Source organism: Cellulomonas olei (assembly GCF_039548315.1).
In the GTDB taxonomy this organism is placed as follows: Bacteria; Actinomycetota; Actinomycetes; order Actinomycetales; family Cellulomonadaceae; genus Cellulomonas.
Map to the genome: position 1 here is coordinate 1 of NZ_JBCLVN010000072.1, position 14,784 is coordinate 14,784.

11 protein-coding genes and 1 pseudogene are annotated in these 14,784 nt (G+C 73.0%); 2 read left to right on the top strand and 10 right to left on the bottom strand.

Going from position 1 to position 14,784, the window contains the following annotated elements; all coding sequences use genetic code 11:
• Positions 1 to 267: 267 nt before the first annotated feature.
• The 4 genes from AAHH18_RS16915 to AAHH18_RS16930 form a co-directional block, all read right to left on the bottom strand.
• Entirely contained in the window at positions 268 to 1,590 is a 1,323-nt protein-coding gene (locus AAHH18_RS16915; RefSeq protein ID WP_343302414.1) for an LCP family protein, read from the bottom strand.
• A 167-nt stretch (positions 1,591 to 1,757) separates the two neighbouring features.
• Positions 1,758 to 2,753, bottom strand: a complete 996-nt coding sequence (rfbB, locus tag AAHH18_RS16920) for a dTDP-glucose 4,6-dehydratase (protein ID WP_283319696.1) — start codon at positions 2,751 to 2,753, stop codon at positions 1,758 to 1,760.
• A gap of 56 nt (positions 2,754 to 2,809) precedes the next feature.
• A complete protein-coding gene (locus AAHH18_RS16925; RefSeq protein ID WP_343302415.1) occupies positions 2,810 to 4,003 on the bottom strand; it encodes an ABC transporter ATP-binding protein in 1,194 nt (397 codons plus the stop codon).
• A complete protein-coding gene (locus AAHH18_RS16930; protein ID WP_283319698.1) occupies positions 4,004 to 4,906 on the bottom strand; it encodes an ABC transporter permease in 903 nt (300 codons plus the stop codon).
• Positions 4,907 to 5,096: 190 nt separating this feature from the next.
• Between AAHH18_RS16930 and AAHH18_RS16935 the strand changes: the two genes are divergently transcribed.
• On the top strand, positions 5,097 to 7,595 hold the full coding sequence (locus tag AAHH18_RS16935; protein ID WP_343302416.1) for a glycosyltransferase: 2,499 nt from the start codon (positions 5,097 to 5,099) through the stop codon (positions 7,593 to 7,595).
• 7 nt (positions 7,596 to 7,602) lie between these two features.
• Positions 7,603 to 8,562 carry a glycosyltransferase family 2 protein gene (locus AAHH18_RS16940; protein WP_283319700.1) on the top strand — a complete coding sequence of 320 codons (960 nt, stop codon included), beginning with the start codon at positions 7,603 to 7,605 and terminating at the stop codon, positions 8,560 to 8,562.
• Here AAHH18_RS16940 and AAHH18_RS16945 read toward each other — a convergent pair.
• The 6 genes and pseudogenes from AAHH18_RS16945 to AAHH18_RS16970 all read right to left on the bottom strand — a co-directional run.
• On the bottom strand, positions 8,522 to 9,589 hold the full coding sequence (locus AAHH18_RS16945) for a glycosyltransferase family 2 protein (RefSeq protein ID WP_343302417.1): 1,068 nt from the start codon (positions 9,587 to 9,589) through the stop codon (positions 8,522 to 8,524). The genes AAHH18_RS16940 and AAHH18_RS16945 overlap by 41 nt on opposite strands.
• An 83-nt stretch (positions 9,590 to 9,672) precedes the next feature.
• Positions 9,673 to 10,776, bottom strand: a complete 1,104-nt coding sequence (locus AAHH18_RS16950) for a glycosyltransferase family 4 protein (protein ID WP_343302418.1) — start codon at positions 10,774 to 10,776, stop codon at positions 9,673 to 9,675.
• Positions 10,773 to 11,732, bottom strand: a complete 960-nt coding sequence (locus AAHH18_RS16955) for a GDP-mannose 4,6-dehydratase (protein WP_283319703.1) — start codon at positions 11,730 to 11,732, stop codon at positions 10,773 to 10,775. The genes AAHH18_RS16950 and AAHH18_RS16955 overlap by 4 nt, the downstream gene beginning before the upstream one ends.
• Entirely contained in the window at positions 11,729 to 12,712 is a 984-nt protein-coding gene (locus tag AAHH18_RS16960; RefSeq protein WP_283319704.1) for a GDP-mannose 4,6-dehydratase, read from the bottom strand. The genes AAHH18_RS16955 and AAHH18_RS16960 overlap by 4 nt, the downstream gene beginning before the upstream one ends.
• A gap of 57 nt (positions 12,713 to 12,769) precedes the next feature.
• Positions 12,770 to 13,630: a glucose-1-phosphate thymidylyltransferase RfbA gene (gene rfbA / locus AAHH18_RS16965; RefSeq protein WP_283319705.1), complete on the bottom strand. Its 861-nt coding sequence runs from the start codon at positions 13,628 to 13,630 to the stop codon at positions 12,770 to 12,772.
• A 22-nt stretch (positions 13,631 to 13,652) separates the two neighbouring features.
• A pseudogene (locus AAHH18_RS16970) lies at positions 13,653 to 14,784 on the bottom strand (hypothetical protein); the annotation flags it as partial.

Here is a 14,784-nt window from a genome sequence, read left to right on the forward strand (position 1 = left end):
GGCCGCCCGGGCTGAACGCCGCCGGGCCTGCCGCCGGTGACCCTCCGGGGCCCCGCTCGGCGCGGCCCGCGGCGGGACGGCCGGGCGCGGCGGGACGGCTCGGGCGCTGCCCGGAGGTCCGGGACGGCGCCGCGGGTCGCTCCGGCGGCTGGCCGACGGGCACGGCGCCGTCGGCGGACGGCCGTCGTCCGCCTCCGGCGGGCGAGAAGCTCGGCGGGGTGCCGCGACCGGCGTCGCGGGGGTTGCGGTCCTCGGGGCGTGCCACGGTCAGCCGCAGACGGCGGTGACGTCGTTGGCGGAGAACGCCTCCTTGCCGGCCTCACGGGTCTCGACCGGGTCCGGCGTGGGGGAGGAGGGCGTCTGCGGCTGCTCGGCGCCGGTGTCGGTGCCGGTGTCGGTGCCGGGGTCCGTGCCCGTGTCGGTGCCGGGGTCCGTGCCGGTGCCGGTCCCCGTGTCCGTGCCCGCCCCCGTGCCCGTGTCCTGGGAGGTCCCGGTGAGCATCGGCTGGTCGGCGGCGACGTTCGCCCAGATGGCGTCGGCCTCGGAGGTCCACACCACCCGGTTCTTGTCGCTCGGCGCCGCGGCGAACGGGATCGTCATGAAGGAGATGTTCGCAGCCGAGGTGTTCCGCAGGCTGTAGGCGAGCCCGGCCATGTCGGAGATCGAGCTGAAACCGCTGTCGATCGACAGCGACTCCGTGGCGGAGTCGAGGAACCGGATGAGCTGCGTGATGTCGGTGAGCAGGTTCTTGCCGAGCACCTCGCGCACCACGGACGCGAGCAGCTCCTGCTGCCGGCCGAGCCGGTTGGTGTCCGACCCGTCGCCGACGCCGACGCCGGTGCGCGCCCGGGCGAACGCGAGCGCCTGCGTGCCGTCGAGGGTCTGGTTGCCGGCGTTGAGGTAGAGCCCGGCCTTCGGGGCGGACATCTCGTTCGGGATGCACATCGGCACGCCGCCGATCGAGTCGACCATCTTGGTGAAGCCGGCGAAGTCCACGACGACGAAGTGGTCGATCCGGACCCCCGTGTTGGCCTGGACCGTGTTCACCGTGCAGGCCGCGGCCGAGGCGATGTCGCCGCCGTTGTCGGCGCCGATGGAGAACGCGGAGTTGAACATCGCGTTGCTCTGCGCGTACGTGGTCGAGCCGTCGGACATGGTGCAGGACGGGATGTCGACCAGCGAGTCGCGGGGGATCGAGATGAGCTCCACCCGGCTGCGGTCGGCCGAGATGTGGGCGACGATCGTGGTGTCCGAGCGCATGCCGCCGACGTAGCCGCCGATCGCCTCGTTCTCGCCGTCGCGCTCGTCGGAGCCCATCAGCAGGATGTTGACGTCGCGCCCGGCGTTCGGGTCGTCCGGGTCGGCCGGGCCGGTGGCCGTGGGCCGGGGCATCGCGGAGATGAGGCCGGACGCGTCGATCGTCTCGATGTTGCTGTTGAGCCGCACGTAGAGCGCGGCCGCGCCGGAGGCGCCGAAGCAGAGCACCGCGACCGCGGCGAGGGCCACGCCGCGCAGCGCCGCGTGGCTGCGCCGGGGGCGGCCGTGCCGGACGGCGCGCGGGCGTGCGGGAGCGGCGTGGCGGGAGGTCACGGGGACGAGCATAGGAGCGCAGGTCCGGCACCCGGCGCACCCTCCGGGCGCACGGCGTGGAGGATTCGTGCAGATGACCGGCCTCCCGGCGCGCCGCGGGTGCGCGACGGCCGCCCGCCCCGCGAGGGGAGGACGGCCGTCCGGGGTGCTGCGGGTGCCGGCGGGCGTCAGCGCCCGAGCTGGGCGTACTTCGCCTCGGTGGCGTCCTTCTGCGGCCGCCACCACGCCTCGTTCGCGCGGTACCAGTCGATCGTCGCGGCGAGGCCGTCGCGGAACGTCGTGTAGCGCGGCTGCCAGCCGAGCTCGGTGCGGAGCTTCGTCGAGTCGATCGCGTAGCGCAGGTCGTGACCCGGGCGGTCGCTGACGAGGTCGTACGCGTCGGGGGACTGGCCCATGAGCTCCAGGATGAGCTCGACGACGGCCTTGTTGTTCTCCTCGCCGTCGGCGCCGATGAGGTAGGTCTCGCCGGTGCGGCCCTTGGTGATGATGTCCCACACGGCGCTGTTGTGGTCCTCGACGTGGATCCAGTCGCGGACGTTCTCGCCCGTGCCGTACAGCTTGGGGCGGATGCCGTCGACGACGTTGGTGATCTGCCGCGGGATGAACTTCTCGACGTGCTGGTACGGCCCGTAGTTGTTCGAGCAGTTCGAGATCGTCGCGCGCACGCCGAACGACCGCGCCCACGCCCGCACCAGCAGGTCGGAGGAGGCCTTGGTGGACGAGTACGGGCTCGACGGGTTGTACGGGGTGTCCGGCGTGAACTTGGCCGGGTCGTCCAGCTCGAGGTCGCCGTAGACCTCGTCGGTCGAGATGTGGTGGTAGCGGACGTCGTACCGCCGCACGGCCTCGAGCAGCGTGTAGGTGCCGATGACGTTGGTGTGCACGAAGGGCCACGGGTCGTGCAGCGAGTTGTCGTTGTGCGACTCGGCGGCGAAGTGCACGACGACGTCGGTGCTCTTCACGAGGTCGTCGACGATGTCGTGGTCCGTGATGCTGCCCTTGGCGAAGGTCACCTGGTCCCACACGGGCGCCAGGCTCTTCTCGTCGCCCGCGTAGGTGAGCGCGTCGAGCACGGTGACCTCGACCTCCGGGTGCTCGCGCACCACCTGGTGGACGAAGTTGGAGCCGATGAACCCGGCTCCGCCGGTGACGAGCATGCGCACGGGAAGGACCTCCTCGCTGGATGGGACGATCCACAGTAGCGGACCGTCGACCGCGCTCAGCCCGCGGCTGCGAAGCTCACGGGCACGTGCACGGGACCCTGGCTGGTGCCGTCCGCCTCGACCGAGAAGTGCGCCGCGTCGGGCACGTGGTCGAGCGAGGTGCCGTCGGGTCCGACCACGCGCACCTGGATGATGTACTCGCCCTCGCCGAACGGCAGGCGGCCCATCCGGAACGCGTAGTTGCCCTTGCCCTGGAGGTCGGGCAGCGACGCCTTCATCATCTTGGCGCTCGTGGTCGACAGGATGGCCCCGAGCGGTGAGGTGATGCCGACCGAGAGGTCCCAGTTCCGCAGCAGCGTGTCGGCGGTGACCTCGACCTCGACCACCATGCCCTCGCCGCTGGGCACGGGCGGCAGCGGGGCGACCCCCTCGGGGGTGCGCAGGTTCACGCCGGTCACCCGCACGGCCGGCAGCACGAGGCCCTGGGCGGCCTGCGCGCGCTCGACCTCCTCCTGCCGGGTGGTCTCGAACTCCTGGCGCAGCACCTTCAGCGCCTCGCGGGGCGTGCCGTCGGCCGCGACGTTGCCGTGCTCGAGCACCACGGCGCGGTCGCAGAACTCCGCGACCTGGTCCAGCGAGTGGGTGACCATGATGATCGTGCGGCCGTCGTGCTGGAAGCTGCGGATCCGCTCCAGGCACTTGCGCTGGAACGGCTCGTCCCCGACGGCCAGCACCTCGTCCACGAGCAGGATGTCCGGGTCGACGTGCACCGCGACCGCGAACGCGAGGCGGACGTACATGCCCGAGGAGTAGAACTTCACCTGCGTGTCGATGAACTCCTCGATGCCCGAGAAGTCGACGATCGCGTCGAAGTGCCGGTCCGTCTCGGCCTTCGACAGCCCGAGGATCGACGCGTTGAGGTAGACGTTCTCGCGTCCCGTCAGGTCGGGGTGGAACCCGGCGCCGAGCTCCAGCAGCGCCGCGAGGCGCCCCCGGAGCCGCACGGTGCCCGTGGTCGGCTGGATGATGCCGCCGATGGTCTTCAGCAGGGTGCTCTTGCCGGACCCGTTGGGGCCGATGAGCCCCACGGTGCTGCCGGAGGCGATCTCCAGGTCGACGTCCCGCAGCGCCCAGAAGTCCTCCTTGTGGAGGTTCGAGCGCCCGAAGTTGACGACGCGCTCCTTGAGGGACTTCTCCTTGCGGATGACGAACCGCTTGGAGACGTCCCGGATCTCGATGACCGTCGTCACTTACAGCTCCTGTGCGAAGTTGCTCTGCAGGCGGGCGAAGACCCGCTGGAAGACCCACAGCAGCACGAGACCGACGCCGAGGGCGATGCCGAGGCGCTCGCCGAGGTGGCCGGGCACGGGCTGGTCGCTGCCCCCGACCCAGAACGTCTGCTGGAACCCGATGACGGCCAGCGTCATGGGGTTCGCGAGGTACAGGTCGGTGAGCGCGCCGGACACGTGGTCGCGGACGAGCGCCCAGGAGTACACGATCGGCGACGCCCAGAACAGGATCATCACGACGACCTCGACGAGGTACTGCACGTCGCGCAGGTACACGTTGACCGCGGACAGCAGCAGCACCAGCGCCGTCGACCACACGAGCACGACGGCGAGCGAGAGCGGGAAGTACCACCAGCGCGCGCCCGTCGGGAACGCGCCGGCGACGACCGTCGCCGCGACGAGGATCAGCAGCTGGATCGCGAAGTTGAACAGCGACGAGCCGATGACGCTCAGCGGGAAGACCTCGCGCGGCAGGTACACCTTCTTGATGAGCCCGGTGTTCGCGATGATCGAGCCGGTGCCCACCGAGATCGACTCGCTGAACAGGCCCCAGGCGGTCAGCCCGGTGTAGATGAAGATGGCGAAGTCGGGGATGTCGCGCGCCGCGCCGAGGAACTGCCCGAGCGCCACGTAGTAGATGAGCAGCATCGCCAGCGGGCGGGCCAGGCTCCACACGAAGCCGAGGGCGCTGTCCTTGTAGCGGGCCTTCAGCTCGCGCCGCACCAGCGAGGCCAGGAGCTCCCGGTGGGCGAGGATGTCGCGCACCGAGGAGAGGGTCCCGCGGGCGAACCCCGGGCGGGGCCCCGCGATGCGCAGCGGCTCGGCGGCCAGCGCGGCGGCGCGGGCCTCGGCGGTGTCCGTCAATGTGGCCTCTCGGGGGGTCGTCCGGCCCAGGGGCGGGCTGCGAGCGGGTCCACAGTACTCGCGCTGCCCGGGAGCCCCGGCGCCTCCTGCGGCCCGGGACCCGGCGCGACGCGGCGTGGCGGAGGGTAGGCTGGCCCGTCGGACCGGTGCCGCGACCCGCGTCCCCGAGGAGCCGACTGCTGGAGGACGTGTGAGCCGTACGCCGGCCGAAACTCGACCGGGTGTCGTCTCGGTCGTCCTGGTCAACTACCGCGGGGCCGAGGACACGATCACGTGCCTGCGCGCGTTCGCGGACGTCGAGTGGCCGCAGGACCGGCTGGAGCTCGTGGTCGTCGACAACGACTCGGGCGACGGCAGCGCGGAGCGCATCCGCGAGGCGGTGCCGCACGCGACGGTCGTGGAGTCGGGGTCGAACCTCGGTTTCGCGGGGGGCTGCAACCTGGGCGTCGAGCACGCGACGGGGCAGTGGGTGGCGTTCCTCAACAACGACGCCCGTCCCGGCCCGCGGTGGATCGCGGCGGCCGTGGAGGCGCTCGAGGCGGACCGGACGGTCGGCGCGGTCGCGAGCAAGGTGCTCGACTGGGACGGCAGGCTCGTCGACTACGTCGACGGCTCCCTGACCTGGTACGGCGCGGGGTACAAGCGCGAGGCCGAGAAGCCGGACTCCCCGGAGTACGACGTCCCGAAGGACGTGCTGTTCGGCACCGGCGCGGCGATGTTCGTCCCCGCCGCGCTCTACCGCGAGGTCGGGGGGTTCGACGAGCGGTTCTTCATGTTCTACGAGGACGTGGACCTGGGCTGGCGCCTGAACCTGCTGGGCTACCGGGTGCGCTACGTGCCGGGCTCCGTCGCCTACCACAAGCACCACGTCACGATGAAGAAGTTCGGCAACTTCCGCGAGGCGTACCTGCTGGAGCGCAACGCGCTGCTGTCGATGTACAAGAACCTCGACGACGAGTCGCTGGCCAAGGCCCTGCCCGCCGCGATGGCGCTGGCCGTGCGGCGGTCGATCGCCCGCGCGGGCGTCGACGCGACGGCCCTGGACCTGCAGCGGTCGCCCGGCGGCGACGACGTCGGCACGATCGAGGTGCCGAAGATGGCGCTGACGGGCGTCTTCGGGATCGACTACCTCGTGGAGCAGCTCCCCGGGCTGGCGGAGAGCCGCCGCGAGCTCCAGGCGGCCCGGCGCCGCAGCGACCGGGAGCTGTTCCCGCTCTTCCGGCACGCCATCGAGCCGGCGTACGCGATCGAGGGCTACAACTCGGCGCACGACGCGCTGGTGGAGGCGTTCGGGATCGCCGAGCACTTCGTGTCCCGTCACCGCGTGCTCGTCGTGACCGGCGAGCCGCTGCTGGAGCGCATGGCCGGGCCCGCGATCCGCGCGTGGGAGATCGCCCGGGCGCTCGCCCCCGAGCACGAGGTGCGGCTGCTGTCGACCGCCGGGGCGAAGGTGACCTCGGACGAGTTCCAGGTGGTGCACGCGCACGGCCGGGCGCTGCGGGAGCAGACGGACTGGGCGGACGTCATCGTGTTCCAGGGCTTCCTGCTCGAGGGCGCCCCGTGGCTCAAGGACAGCGCCAAGATCCTGGTCGCGGACGTGTACGACCCGATCCACCTCGAGCAGCTCGAGCAGGCACGCGACCTGGGCGAGGAGGGCCGGGCGCACTCGGTCCGCGAGACGACCCGCGTGCTCAACGAGCAGCTGCGGCGCGCCGACTACGTGCTGTGCGCGTCCGACAAGCAGCGGGACTTCTGGCTCGGGCAGCTCGCCGGCCAGGGCCGCGTCAACCCGGTCGTCTACGACGAGGACGAGAGCCTCGACTCGCTCATCGGCGTCGTGCCGTTCGGCATCTCGGACGAGGCGCCCGTGCAGCGCCGGCACGCCATCAAGGGCACCGTGCCCGGGATCGGCCCCGACGACAAGGTCATCATCTGGGGCGGCGGCGTCTACAACTGGTTCGACCCCCTCACCCTGGTGCGGGCGGTCGACCGGCTCAAGGACCGCCGTCCCGACGTCCGGCTGTACTTCCTCGGCCTCAAGCACCCGAACCCCGGGGTCCCCGAGATGCGGATCGCGTGGGAGCTGCGCCGGCTGTCCGACGAGCTCGGGCTGACCGGGCGCCACGTCTTCTTCAACGAGGGCTGGGTCCCGTACGCGGAGCGCGCCGACTACCTGCTCGACGCGGACCTCGGGGTGTCCACCCACTTCCACCACGTCGAGACGGCGTTCAGCTTCCGCACCCGCATCCTCGACTACCTGTGGGCGTCGCTGCCGATCGTCGCGACCGCCGGGGACACGTTCGGCGGCCTGGTCGCCGAGCGCGGGCTCGGCGCGGCGGTCCCGCCGGAGGACGTCGACGCCCTCGAGCAGGCGCTGGAGACCTACCTCTACGACGCGGACGCGGTGGCCGCGGCCCGCTCGGCCGTGCGCACCATGGCGGAGGACTACCGCTGGTCGCGCGTCCTGGGGCCGCTCGTGGAGTTCTGCCGCTTCCCGCGGCGGGCGGCCGACCTGCAGTACGACCTGGACGAGCCCGACAGCGCGGCGCGTCCCTTCGAGCGGCCCCGCGGGGTGCGCTCGGACCTGCGCCTCGTGCGCGACTACTTCGCCGCGGGTGGCGTGCGCGAGGTGTACAACCGGGCTTCCGGGCGCGTGACGCGCGTCCTCGGCATCTCCCAGAAGGCGTGAGCTGACCATGAAGGTGTTCGTGCAGATCCCCTGCCTCAACGAGGAGGAGACGCTGCCGTCGGTGCTGGCGTCCATCCCCGAGTCGATCGAGGGCGTGGACGAGCTGGAGATCCTCGTGATCGACGACGGGTCCACCGACCGGACCGTCGAGGTCGCGCGCGAGCTCGGCGTGAAGCACGTCGTGCGGCACTCGCGGAACATGGGCCTGGCCCGCTCGTTCCGCGACGGCGTCGACTACGCGCTCGCGCACGGCGCCGACATCGTGGTGAACACCGACGGGGACAACCAGTACCCGCAGGACCGCATCCCGGACCTGGTGCGTCCGCTCGTCGAGGGGTCGGCGGACATCGTCATCGCGGACCGGCAGACGGCGACCATCGCCCACTTCTCGCCGTTCAAGAAGCTCATGCAGCGGGTCGGCAGCGCGGTGGTCAACAAGGCCGCCGACACGCGGCTGCCCGACGCCGCGAGCGGGTTCCGCGCGTACTCGCGCGCGGCGCTGTACCGCCTGAACATCGTCACCGAGTTCTCGTACTGCATGGAGACGATCATCCAGGCGGGCCACAAGCGGCTCCGGATCGTGTCGATCCCCGTGACGACGAACGCCAAGACCCGCGAGTCCCGGCTGTTCAAGAACATCTTCCACCACATGGCGAAGTCCGGGTCCGCCATCGTGCGGTCCTACCTGATGTTCAAGCCGCACCTGATCTTCACGACGCTCGCGATCGTGTTCGGCGTCGTCGCCCTCATCCCGATCGTGCGGTTCCTCGTCATCTGGATCGCGCACGGCTTCAACCCCGGCAACATCCAGTCGCTGATCTTCGCCGCCATCATGGCGGTCGCCTCGCTGCTGTCGATCGCGCTCGGCGTGCTGTCCGACCTGCAGCGGACCAACCGCGTCCTGCTGGAGGACCAGCTCGAGCGGATCAAGCAGATCCAGTACGGGGACCGCGACCCGCTGCGCTGACCGCCAGCGCCGCGGGGCGGGTGCGGGCCGCGCCGCGCCACAGGGAGCGGCGCTCGCGCAGCGTGCGCGGGAGGCGGGCGACGGCGTCCCGGAACCCGGTGGCGCGCGCGCGGGTCCGGGCGGCACGCGGCTCGCGGATCAGCGCGCGGAGCAGTCCGGCCGCCTGCCGCAGCCACGAGCGCAGCACGAGCGGCGCCGGCGCGTGGCGCGTGACCACGGTCAGGGAGTTCCGGGTGTTGTAGTAGCGGAACCGCGGGCTCGTCGCGCCCGAGGACGCCGCGTGCCGGTGCCGGGCCTCCGCCTCGCGGACGTACCGCACGTCCCAGCCGTGCGCGCGCAGCCGCCACGACAGGTCCGTGTCCTCGTAGTAGAGGAACAGCTCCGCGTCGAACCCGCCGACGGCGGCGGCCGCGGTCCAGCGCAGCGCGGCCGCGCCGCCGCAGAACCCGAACACGTCCGCGGGCGCGTGCTCCCGGTCGGCCGGCACGAGCCAGTCGCGGTCGGTGCCGGCGCCGTCCGGGCCGACGACGTTGCCCGTCGAGTTGACCAGGACGACCCCGCCGGGCTCGCCGTCGGGGACGGGCTCCCAGGGCGAGCGCCCGTCCGGCGAGCCGGCGGTGACGCCCGCGGTCGGGCGGTACCGTCCCGCGAGCAGGATCCGCGCGGTGGCGGCGGCCACCCGCTCGGCGCCCGGTGCCCGCAGCGCGTCCACGAGCACGGCCGCGGCACCCTCCGCGAGCTCCGCGTCGTTGTTGAGCAGCAGCACGACGTCGCCGTCGAAGTCCTCCGTCCCGAGCGCCACCCCGCCGGCGAACCCGCGGTTCGTGTCGGAGGCGACCACCCGCACGCGGGGGTAGTCCCGGGCGAGCAGCTCCCGCGTGCCGTCCGTCGAGGCGTTGTCGACCACCACGACCTCCAGCTCGGCGCCCGGCACGTCCTGCCGGAGCAGGGAGTCCAGGCACGCGGGCAGCAGGTGCGCCGCCTGCCAGGTCACGACGACGGCGCGCACGTGCAGCGGGATGGTCACGGGCGGCTCCTCGGGCTCTCGGGGGGTGGGCGGGACGGTGGGCGGGGCGGTCGGGGGCGGTCGGCGGGGGTACCGGGTGCGGGTCAGCCGGCGACGGACCGGTAGGCGTCGAGCGTGCGGTCGGCCGCCTCGCGCCAGGTGTACGACGCGGCGCGCGCGCGGGCCAGCGCCGCCAGCCGGTCGTGCTCCTCGCCGGCGGCGGCCGTGATCGCGTCGGCCAGCGCGGCGGCGTCGCGGGGGTCCACCAGCAGGCCGGCGCCGTCGGCGAACTCGGCCATGGACGTCCCCGCGGACGTGACGACCGGGACGCCGTGCGCCATCGCCTCGAGCACGGGCATGCCGAAGCCCTCCCACGTCGAGGGGAAGCAGAAGGCGCGCGCCCCGGCGTACGCGACGTGCAGCTCGTCGTCCGCGAGCCGCCCGAGCAGCCGCACCCGGCCCGCGAGCGGCCCGGCGACCAGCCGGCGCACCGCGTCGTCCGCACCGCCCCAGCCCGCCGGGCCGGCGAGCAGGAGGCGCAGCCCGCTCGCCGCCGGCACGCGCGCGAACGCGTCGAGCAGCGTGGGGAGGTTCTTGCGGGGCTCGGACGTGCCGCACCACAGCACGTACGGCTCGTCCAGGCCGAGCCGCGCGCGGACCTCCGCGACGCGGGCGGGCGCGACGTCGGGCACCCGCACCCCGTGCGGCACGACGCGCAGCCGGTCGGCGGGCAGCCCCTCGCGCAGGCAGTCGTCGGCCGTGGCCTGCGACGGGACGAGGACGACGTCCGCCTCGCGCCGCGTCACAGCGAGCGCCCGGCGGAAGTACGACACACCGCGCGGCGTGAAGTGCTCGGGGCTGCGCAGGAACGCCAGGTCGTGCACCGTGACGACGAGGCCGCGCCCGCGCGCCGGCGGCACGGCCCACGTGGTGGCGTGCACGACGTCCGCCGTCCGGGCCGCGCCGGGCAGCGCCGGCCGCCGCAGCCGGTTCCAGGCCTCGTACAGCGCCGGTCGGGGCAGCGCGGACGCCACCACCGGGATGCCGAGGTCGGCGTCGGGCGCCGTCGTGTGGCCGCGGGCGGAGACGCCCACGAGGGGCACGCGGTCCCGGAGCGCCCCGACGAGCTCGCGGATGTAGGTCCCCGACCCGCCCGGGGCGGGCTGCCAGAGCTGCTCGACGACCAGCGCGGTGCGGGGCGCCGTCACCGGAGCAGGTCCAGGTCGTGGTCGACCATCGCGGCGACGACCTCCGCGAACGTGCGCGTCGGGCGCCAGCCGAGCTCCGTGCGCGCGCGCGTCGCGTCGCCGACCAGCTGGGCCGCGTCGGCCGGCCGCACGAGCGCCGGGTCGGTGGCGATGTGACGACCCGGGTCCGCCACGCCGGCGCGCGTCAGCGCCGCGACCGCGAAGTCGCGGACCGAGTGGGTCTCGCCGGTCGCGACCACCACGTCGAGCGCGGTGCGGTGACGGGCGGCGCGCACCAGCGCGTCGACGTAGTCGGGCGCCCAGCCCCAGTCGCGACGCGCCTCCAGGTTGCCGAGCGTGATGACGCCCCCGTCCCGCGCGACCCGGGCGGCGCCCTGGGTGATCTTGCGGGTGACGAAGGACGGGGGGCGGCGCGGCGACTCGTGGTTGAACAGCACCGCGCTCACCGCGTGCAGGCCGCGCGCCCGGTACACGCCCACCAGGTGGTGCGCGAACGCCTTCGCGGCGCCGTACGGGTTGAGCGGCCGGACGGCCGTGCCCTCGTCCTGCGGCACGCGGTCGGGCTCCCCGAAGATCTCGGCGCTCGACGCCTGGACGAAGCGGACGGCGCGGCCGGTGCGCTCCTGCACGGCGGCGGCCTCGTCCAGCAGCGCTGCGACCGCGAGCCCCGTGACCTCCGCGGTGCGCTCCGGCTCGCGCCAGGACTCGGCCACCGACGACACGCCGGCCAGGTGGTACACCTCGTCCGGCGCGACGTCCCGCAGCAGCGCGCGCAGCGCGGGACGGTCGGCCAGGTCGGCGACGTGGGCGTGCGCCGCGGGGTGCCCCGGCAGCGGCGTGCCGTCCGCGGCACCGGGCCGCACCAGCGCGTGGACCGTGGCGCCCTCGGCGAGCAGCCGCTCCACCAGGTAGGAGCCGTCCTGCCCGGTCGCCCCGGTGACCAGCGCGACCGTCATCGCGGCTGCGCGCGCTGCTCGGAGAGGTCGTGGTCCACCATCATCCGCACCAGGTCCGCGAAGCCGACGCGGGGCGCCCAGCCCAGCCGCTCGCGGGCCTTGCTCGCGTCGCCGATGAGCAGGTCGACCTCGGCGGGCCGGACGAACCGCGGGTCCTGGTGGACGTACGGCGCCCAGTCCGCGATGCCGACGTGGGCGAACGCGACGTCCAGCAGCTCGCGGATCGAGTGCGTCTCTCCGGTCGCGACCACGTAGTCGTCCGGCTCGTCCTGCTGCAGCATGCGCCACATGGCGTCGACGTAGTCGCCGGCGAAGCCCCAGTCGCGCCTGGCCTCGAGGTTGCCCAGCGTCAGGTCCTCCTGGAGCCCCAGCGAGATGCGGGCGACCGCCTGCGACACCTTGCGGGTCACGAACTCCGGCCCGCGGCGCGGCGACTCGTGGTTGAACAGGATCCCCGACGAGGCGTGCATGCCGTACGACTCGCGGTAGTTGATCGTCATGTAGTGGCCGAACACCTTCGCGACGCCGTACGGCGAGCGCGGCCACAGCAGCGTCGACTCGCGCTGCGGGACGTCCTGGACCTTGCCGAACATCTCCGAGGACGACGCCTGGTAGAACCGCACGCGCCGCACGTCCGGGCCGGCGTGCAGGCGCACGGCCTCGAGCATGTTGAGCACGCCCTTGCCGGTGACGTCGGTGGTGAGCTGCGCGTTCTCCCACGAGTACGCCACGAACGAGATCGCGCCGAGGTTGTAGACCTCGTCCGGGCGGGACTCGTCGAGCGCCCGCAGGAGGCTCGACATGTCCATGAGGTCACCGGTCAGCAGCCGCACCTCGGGGACGATCTTGCGGACGACCTCGATCTTCGGGTTGTTCTGACCGCGCACGAGGCCGTACACCTCGTAGCCCTTGGCGAGCAGCAGCTCGCTGAGGTAGAGGCCGTCCTGGCCCGTGATGCCGGTGATGAGTGCGCGCGCCATGATGTCCCGAACCGTGGTGGATGAGTCGGTCCGACCCTACCGGGCCGGGGGGCGCGGTCAGGCCAGCAGGTCCAGCAGGTACTGGCCGTAGCCGGACTTGACGAGCTTCTCCGCGCGCACGCGCAGCTCGTCGTCCGTGAGGAACCCGCGACGCCAGGCCACCTCCTCGGGCGAGCCGATCTTGAGGCCCTGGCGCGACTCGATGGTGCGCACGTAGTCGGAGGCCTCCAGCAGCGAGTCGAACGTGCCGGTGTCGAGCCAGGCCGTCCCGCGGGGGAGCACCTCGACCTGGAGGCGGCCCTGCTCGAGGTACGCGCGGTTGACGTCGGTGATCTCGTACTCGCCGCGCGCCGACGGCTTCAGGTCCCGCGCGATCGCCACGACGTCGTTGTCGTAGAAGTACAGGCCGGGCACCGCGTAGCTGCTCTTCGGCCGGGCGGGCTTCTCCTCCAGGGACAGCGCGCGGAAGTCCTCGTCGAACTCCACGACGCCGTACGCCGTCGGGTCGGCCACCCGGTAGGCGAACACCGCGCCGCCGTCGATGTCCTCGAACCGCTGCAGCCGCGCGCCCAGGCCCGGGCCGTAGAAGATGTTGTCGCCGAGCACGAGCGCGGCACCCTCGTCGCCCACGAAGTCGGCGCCGATGACGAACGCCTGCGCGAGGCCGTTGGGCTCCGGCTGGGTGGCGAACGTCAGGTCGATGCCGAACTGCGAGCCGTCCCCGAGCAGGCGCCGGAACTGCTCGGCGTCGTGGGGCGTGGTGATGACCAGCACGTCCCGGATGCCGGCGAGGATCAGCGTCGACAGCGGGTAGTAGATCATCGGCTTGTCGTACACGGGCACGAGCTGCTTGCTGATGCCCTGCGTGATCGGGTGCAGTCGGGTGCCGGATCCACCGGCCAGGATGATGCCGCGCATCCGGCCATTGTGGCGCATCCGGCTACGGCACGCTGACGTCCTTGCAGCCGATGCGCGGGTTGGTGCCCCCCAGGGAGGCCCCGAACGAGTCGATCGCGTAGGTGCAGACGGTGTGCGTGCCGGACGTCAGATCGTCGAGCGTCACGCTGTAGCCGTGCAGCGGGCCCATCCCGTGCACGCGGTCCACGTCCTCGCGCCGGATGTCGGCGGTCGTCGACGTCACCTTGGTGCCGTCCACGTACACGTGCACCCGGATCGGCGCGGTCGTGTTCTTGTCGAGCGCCCAGCCCTTCACGCGCACGGCGCCGGTGTCGAGCACGGTCGCGGAGTCCAGCCGGCCGATCGGCTTGACGTTCGCGACGCCGGTCGCGCAGCCGACGCGCCCGTCCGGCCCGCCCCACGTGTCGACGCCGTCCACGCACACGCGGTGCTCGGTCGCGTCGCCCGCGGCCACGGGGATCGTCACGCGGAACCCGTGGGAGCCGGTCGTGCCGAGCCGGGACGCGACGTCCGGCCGGTCGAGGTCGGCGACCACCGACGTCGCGGCCTTGCCGTCGACGGAGACGCGCACCGTCACCGGGCCGGTCGTGTCGGGGTCGTGCACCCAGCCCTCGACGGTGAACTGACCGGCTCCGGGCGTCACGGCCTCGACGGCCCCCGTCGGCGCCTGGTTGACGACCGTGGCGGTGCGGCACCCGATCTTCGGGTTCGGTCCCACCACGGGGTCGATCGCGTACACGCAGACCTCGTGGGTGCCCGGGGTGGCCGCCACGTCGACGGAGTAGCCGTGCGCCGCGCCCTTCCCGTAGGCCCGGTCGACGTCGGGGCGCAGGCCGTCCGCGGCCACCGACCGCGCCGGCTTGCCGTCCACGTACACGTGCACGCGGATCGACGCGGACGTGTCGGGGTCGCGCGCCCAGCCGGTGACCCGCAGCCTGCCGTCCGCCGAGGTCGCGGTGTCCACCCGCCCGATCAGGCGCGCGTTCTGCACGTCGACGGTCCGGCAGGAGACCTTGGTGTTGGCGCCGCCCGCGCTGTCGATCGCGTACAGGCAGACCTCGTGCCGGCCCGCCGCCGCGGGGCACGAGGTGGTGAACCCGTGCGCGCTGCCCTTGCCGTACGCCCGGCCGACGTCGGGCCGGCTCGCGGTCGCC

Coding starts and splice junctions, on each gene's coding strand:
- AAHH18_RS16940 (WP_283319700.1), top strand. CDS start 7,603: ATGAAGGTGTTCGTGCAGATCCCCTGCCTCAACGAGGAGGAGACGCTG.
- AAHH18_RS16955 (WP_283319703.1), bottom strand. CDS start 11,732: ATGACGGTCGCGCTGGTCACCGGGGCGACCGGGCAGGACGGCTCCTAC.
- AAHH18_RS16960 (WP_283319704.1), bottom strand. CDS start 12,712: ATGGCGCGCGCACTCATCACCGGCATCACGGGCCAGGACGGCCTCTAC.
- rfbA (WP_283319705.1), bottom strand. CDS start 13,630: ATGCGCGGCATCATCCTGGCCGGTGGATCCGGCACCCGACTGCACCCG.